The sequence below is a fragment of the Prevotella sp. genome, assembly GCF_036570325.1.
Lineage (GTDB): Bacteria > Bacteroidota > Bacteroidia > Bacteroidales > Bacteroidaceae > Prevotella.
Map to the genome: position 1 here is coordinate 63,196 of NZ_DATCYK010000055.1, position 6,664 is coordinate 69,859.

The following is a 6,664-nucleotide window of genomic DNA, read 5'->3' on the forward strand; positions in this document are numbered from 1 at the left end:
GGAACATAAAGTATCAACCTAATAATAAAAACGAATGAACAATCTGAAAAGAATTCTGATGAGCACATTGCTCTTGTTCAGTTGCACATTAATTTATGCGCAAATGGAGATTGGCGGTACCGTAGTCGACGACTCTAACGAGCCCGTCATTGGCGCTACCGTAATGGAGAAAGGCACGGCCAACGGCGCGGTGACCGATCTCGATGGTAACTTCAAGCTGAAAGTACAAGAGGGAGCCACCCTTGTCATCAGCTACATTGGCTATGCCACCGTGGAACAGAAGGCTGCCAACAACATGAAAGTGCAGCTAAAGGAAAACGCAAAGGAACTGAACGAGGTGGTTGTAACGGGTTATCAGACCCAGCGCAAGGCCGACCTGACGGGCGCTATCTCGGTAGTTAACGTGAACGATTTGGCCAAGCACAACGAGAACAACCCTATCAAGGCCCTGCAAGGCCACGTTCCGGGCATGAACATATCAGCCGACGGCAGCCCATCGGGCACCGCCACGGTCCGCATTCGCGGTGTCGGCACGCTCAACAACAACGATCCGCTCTACATTATCGATGGAGTTCCGACCAAAAGTGGCATGCACGAGCTCAATGGTAACGACATTGAGAGCATTCAGGTGCTGAAAGACGCGGCCTCGGCCTCTATCTATGGTAGCCGGGCGGCCAACGGCGTGATCATCATCACGACCAAACAAGGCAAGGACGGCAAGGTAAAAATCAATTTCGACGCCAGCGTTGCCGTGCAGACTTACGCCAACAAGATGAAGGTTCTCAACGCCAAGGAATTCGGAAAGGCCATGTGGCAGGGCTACGTCAACGACGGATTGAACCCCAATACCAACGGTTTGGGCTATCATTACGACTGGAGCTACGACGACGCAGGTTATCCCGTACTTAACAATATCTCCATGACGAAATATCTGGACGCCGCCGGCACGACACCCGCCGCTGACACAGATTGGTTCAAGGAGACAACCCGCACGGGATTGGTACAGCAATACAACGTATCGCTGAGCAATGGAAACGACAAAGGTTCTTCGTTTTTCTCCTTGGGATACTATAATAATAAAGGTATCATAAAGAGCTCTGACTTCGAGCGTTTCTCGGCTCGTATGAACGCCGATTACAAGCTCTTGAACATCGGCGACCGCAATATCATCACCGTGGGAGAGAACTTTACCCTGAACCGCACCAGCGAAGTGCAGGCTCCCGGAGGCTTCTTGGAGAACGTGTTGCAGTTCAATCCCTCGCTTCCTCTCTACACCACGTCGGGCAGCTATGCAGGTCCCGTGGGCGGTTATCCCGACCGTGAGAATCCCGTGGCCCGTCTTCAGCGCAACGCCGACAACCGTTATACCTACTGGCGCATGTTCGGTGGCGCTTACGTTCAGGTCAATCCGTTCAAGAACTTCACCATAAAGACCACCTTCGGACTTGACTATGCCCAGAAACAACAGCGCATCTTTACCTATCCTATTACCGAAGGCACCGTGGCCAATGCCACCAATGGCGTGGAAGCCAAGCAGGAACATTGGACCAAATGGATGTGGAACGCCGTGGCAACCTACAACTTCCAATCGGGCAAACACCGTGGCGACGTACTGCTGGGCACGGAGTTGAACCGTGAGGACGACGTCAACTTCAGCGGCAAAAAGTATGGCTTTGCCGTTCTCAACCCCGATTACATGTGGCCAAGTGCCGGCGTGGGCGAGGCCGAAGCGTTTGGCGGAGGCGAAGGTTATTCGCTGGTATCGTTCTTCGGAAAGGCCAATTACAACTATGCCGATAAGTATCTCGCGAGCCTTACCCTGCGTTATGACGGCAGTAACCGCTTCGGAAAGAACAACCGTTACGGCACTTTCCCCTCCATAAGTCTGGGTTGGAGAGTCAACGAAGAGAGCTTCCTGAAAGACATTACATGGATGGATAACCTGAAACTGCGTGCCAGCTGGGGACAGACCGGTAACCAAGAAATCTCAAACATAGCCCGTTACACCATTTATGAAAGCAACTATGGCGAGGCCAACTTTGGCGGCCAGAGCTATGGTACCAGCTATGACATCGCCGGAACCAACGGCGGCAAGACGCTTCCCAGCGGTTTCAAGCGCAACCAATTGGGCAATGACGACCTCAAATGGGAAACAACCACACAAACAAACATCGGTATTGACTACGGCTTTTTCAAGGGTTCGCTCTATGGTTCCTTGGAATGGTATTACAAGAAGACCTCCGACATATTGGTCAACATGCCGGGTATCGCCGTCATGGGTGAAGGTTCGAGCCAATGGATCAACGCCGGTGAGGTGACTAACAAGGGTGTGGAATTCAACATTGGCTACCGTGGTAAAGTGGGAGAGCTTGAATATGACCTTTCGGGAAATATCGGAACATACCGCAACGAGGTAACCAAGCTGCCCGAGACCATAGCCGCCAAGGGCACCTTTGGTGGCAACGGAGTCTACAGTGTGGTAGGTCATCCGATGTACGCGCAGGTAGGTTACGTATATGATGGTATCTTCAAGAGCCAAGCGGAGATAGATAACCACGCCTCACAGAATGGCGCCGGCTTGGGCCGCATTCGATGGAAAGACTTGAACAACGACGATGTTATCAACGAGAAGGACCAAAAGTGGATTTACAATCCCGTGCCCGACTTCACTTGGGGCTTGAATATTTACCTGCAATACAAGAACGTAGACCTTACCATGTTTTGGCAAGGCGTGCAGGGAGTGGACGTTATCAGCGACCTGAAGAAAGAAACCGACCTTTGGAGTGGCCTCAACATATCAAACCTTAACAAGGGAACACGACTGCTGGACGCGTGGACTCCTACCAACAACGCTTCAAACATACCGGCCATAAGCACCATGGATAACAACAATGAGAAGCGTGTCAGCAGCTATTTCGTTGAGAATGGATCCTACGCGAAGCTACGTACCATCCAGTTGGGATTCAACTTCCCCAAGAGCATTTATGAGAAATTATACCTCACCCGCCTGCGTGCTTATCTCTCAGCACAGAACCTGCTGACCATCAAGAGCAAGGACTTTACGGGTGTAGACCCTGAGAATGCCAACTTCGGTTACCCCATTCCGCTCAACGTAACATTCGGTATTAACTTATCTTTCTAAAACGAAAACATTATGAAAACTAAAATATTCAGTATCATCTGCTCGGGTTTGATGGCATGTGGTTTGACCTCTTGTTCAGACTTTCTTAACGAACAAGTGCCCCAAGGTACGCTGAACGATGATCAGGTAAAGACGGCCGAGAACGCGGAAGCCATGGTCGTATCGGCCTATGCCATCTTTACGACCGCCGAAGACATCAACTCTTCCTTCTCCATGTGGAACTATGACGTGCGCAGCGACGACGCTTACAAGGGTGGAAGTGGCACGAGCGATGGCGACGTGTTCCATCAATTGGAAATCCAAAAAGGTGTACTTACCACCAACTGGAACATCAATGACATGTGGGTAAGGCTCTATAACTGCATCTCCCGTGTGAATGCCGCCATCTCATTGCTCGAGAAGAGCGACGACGGTTTTGCCCTGAAAACAGAGCGTTTGGCCGAAATGAAGTTTCTTCGTGCCTATGCCCACTTCCTCTTAAAGAGGCTCTATAAGCATATTCCCTTCGTAACGAATGAGAATCTCACCTACGATGAATACAAACAATTGTCGAATCGGGAATACGACAACGACAAAGGTTGGCAGGTAATCGTCAACGATTTGGAGGAGGCTTACAAGGTATTGCCCATGAATCAGGCCGACAAGGCTCGCCCCACAAAGGCCGCCGCGGCCGCTTTCTTGGCCAAGGTGTATCTTTACAAGGCCTATCATCAGGACGATACCAACACGAATCAGGTGACATCTATCAATCAGGACGATCTCAAAAAGGTCATTGAATACACCGACCCGGCGCTTTACAGAAACTATGGGCTCGAGAACGACCTGCACAATAACTTCCGTCCGGAGGATAACTATGAGAATGGAAAGGAAAGCATTTGGGCTATCCAATACTCAAGAAACGACGGTTCGGTATATGGGAACCTCAATTGGAGCTACGGTTTGATACCGCCCAACATTCCCGGCGCTACCGATGGAGGATGCGACTTTTACAAACCGAGCCAGAATTTGGTCAATGCCTATCGCACCGGCGCTGATGGTTTACCCTTGTTGGAGAAGTTCAATGACAGGGATTATGATAAGTCTTTAGACAATGCCGACCCACGTTTGTTCCTCACAGTCGGTATCCCCGGCCTTCCTTATATGTTCAATAAGAAGTATATCATGTCGGAAACCAGCGTATGGAGTCGTTCCAATGGCCTCTATGGTTATAATGTTTCTCTGAAGCAAAATGTAGATCCGGCCCTGCTGAACAGCTATCTTATCAAGGGATCTTACTGGGCCAGCTCGATGAATCGCATTGTTTTCCGCTATGCGGATGTGCTCTTGGAGCGCGCCGAAGCCTATGCCCAATTGGGTGATACGCAAAATGCCATCAGCCTGATTAACCAAATCCGTACCCGTGCGGCAGGCAGTACAAAGATGATTTCCGACTATTCCAACACCTATGGGGTGAAGATGTACATCACGAATTATAAGGGATCGTACACCAAGGAGCAAGCTGTAAAGATGGTAAAGATGGAGCGTCGATTGGAAATGGGTATGGAATGTGAGCGCTTCTTTGACTTGGTTCGCTGGGGCGACGCGGCCACTGTACTCAATAAGTACTACGCTATGGAAATACCCCACTGCGCCATTTACAAAGACGCGAAGTTTGAATCAAACAAGGATGAGTACCTTCCCATCCCATTTGAGCAAATCTCCGCCTCTAATGGCAACTACAAACAGAACATTGGTAATTGGTAAATAAAGAATTATGAAAGCTACATTATTATATATATTTAGCGCTATTTGTGTCATCTGTGGCCTCGTTTCTTGCTCCGATGACAATCAAAGTGACTTGCAGTTAGCGGGTAATTGCATGGTCGAGAATATCTCTCTCGACCATTACGAAGGCACCGCTGACATGGCACAACGCACGATTACGGTGCGAGTTCCCCAAAACTACCGCACCGAAGCCATGAAAGTAACCGGTCTGAAGGTTTCAGACGGGGCGTCATGTAACATCACCGAAGGTCAAATACTCAACATGGAAGCCGCCAAGACCATTCATGTGCAGAACCAAGACGTCTACCTTGACTGGCATCTTTTCGCGTTGGCAGACGAAGCACGCATTGATCAGTTTGTCCTAAACGACATCTATACGGGTACCATTGACCAGCAAAACAAGACCATAACCGTATATGTACCGGCCTCAGTTGACGTGACCAATCTCACACCCTCCATCCAATCAGCGGTTAACGACACCATTTTCCCGGCCTCGGGTTCGGCTCAAGACTTCACCAACCCCGTGAAGTACGAGGTTAACAATAGGACAGCCAAGTGCACATATACCGTAACTGTTTATTCCATTTCTAAGCCCAAAGCCCTCTTTGTAGGCTCCGCGGCCACGATGAACGACTTGGATGGGGAAGAGAAAGCCGCATGCCAATGGATGCTTGCCAATGTTCCCAATTCGCTCTATGCCTCTTTTGCCGACCTGCGTGCCGGCACAATAGACCTTTCTGATTGCAAAGTCATTTGGTGGCACTACCACGTCAACGGTGGCGTAGATGGCCATGACATCTTTGCTTCCAAAGCTACGGACGCATTAAACGCCAAGAACGAGCTACGCAAATTCTACGAAAAGGGCGGTTCTTTCTTCCTTACACGCTACGCAACCAATCTTCCTTCCTTCATAGGAGTGACCGGTGACGACGAATGGACTACGCCTAACAACTGTTGGGGAGGCGATGAAAGCTCGGCCGAATTGTGCAATGGGCCTTGGACTTTCCGTATCTTTGACGGTCAGGACAGCCATCCGCTGTGGCAGAACCTCATCAAGGGAGACAATGCCAATGAGGTTTATTGCACCGACAAGGGCTATCACATCACCAACTCTACGGCCCAATACCATATAGGAAGCGACTGGGGAGGCTATAATGACTATAATGTATGGACCAATCGCACCAAAGCCAAGGTGCTTGGCGTAGGCGGTGACGGCGCCATCGTCGCATGGGAATATCCTGCTCAGGCCGGTAAGGGCGGCATCATCTGCATCGGTTCGGGCTGTTATGATTGGTATTCATACACCTACGAAGCCGGTTATACGGAGAACTATCACCGTAATATAGCGACAATAACCCAAAACGCGTTTAACTATTTAATGAAATAAACCTATATGAAAACATTTATACATTCTTCAATCGCAGTCATGTTGTCAGCTATTTCGCTGACAGCATGCAGCGAAAACAACTTCGGTCCTGACGCTGAAAAGGATTGGTCAGGCACGAGTTCCTTCTTTAACGCGACCGATGAAAAGGGCTTCGACACCTATTATCAGCCTGAAGTAGGCCGTTGTGGTGACCCTATGCCCTTCTACGATCAGAAGAGTGGGGAGTTCAAAGTGCTCTACTTGCAGGAATATGACAACAATCCCACCTACAATTATCACCCTATCTGGGGTGTAGCCACCAAGGATGGAGCCCACTATCAGTCCATGGGCGAGGTCCTTCCGACGGCCACTTCCTCCATGGAACAGGACGC

The 6,664-nt window shown here is 49.8% G+C and carries 3 protein-coding genes and 1 pseudogene; all 4 read left to right on the top strand.

All coding sequences use genetic code 11. The features are described from left to right. Positions 1-34: 34 nt before the first annotated feature. The gene (locus tag VIR50_RS04030; protein WP_331933854.1) at positions 35-3,142 is read left to right on the top strand and encodes a SusC/RagA family TonB-linked outer membrane protein; all 3,108 of its coding nucleotides are present in this window, start codon (positions 35-37) and stop codon (positions 3,140-3,142) included. A gap of 12 nt (positions 3,143-3,154) precedes the next feature. Further along, positions 3,155-4,885: a RagB/SusD family nutrient uptake outer membrane protein gene (locus VIR50_RS04035; protein ID WP_331933855.1), complete on the top strand. Its 1,731-nt coding sequence runs from the start codon at positions 3,155-3,157 to the stop codon at positions 4,883-4,885. Positions 4,886-4,895: 10 nt separating this feature from the next. Then, complete coding sequence (locus VIR50_RS04040) at positions 4,896-6,293, top strand: DUF4960 domain-containing protein (protein ID WP_331933856.1); 1,398 nt, start codon at positions 4,896-4,898, stop codon at positions 6,291-6,293. 6 nt (positions 6,294-6,299) lie between these two features. Next, positions 6,300-6,664: pseudogene (locus VIR50_RS04045) on the top strand (glycosyl hydrolase family 32); the annotation flags it as partial.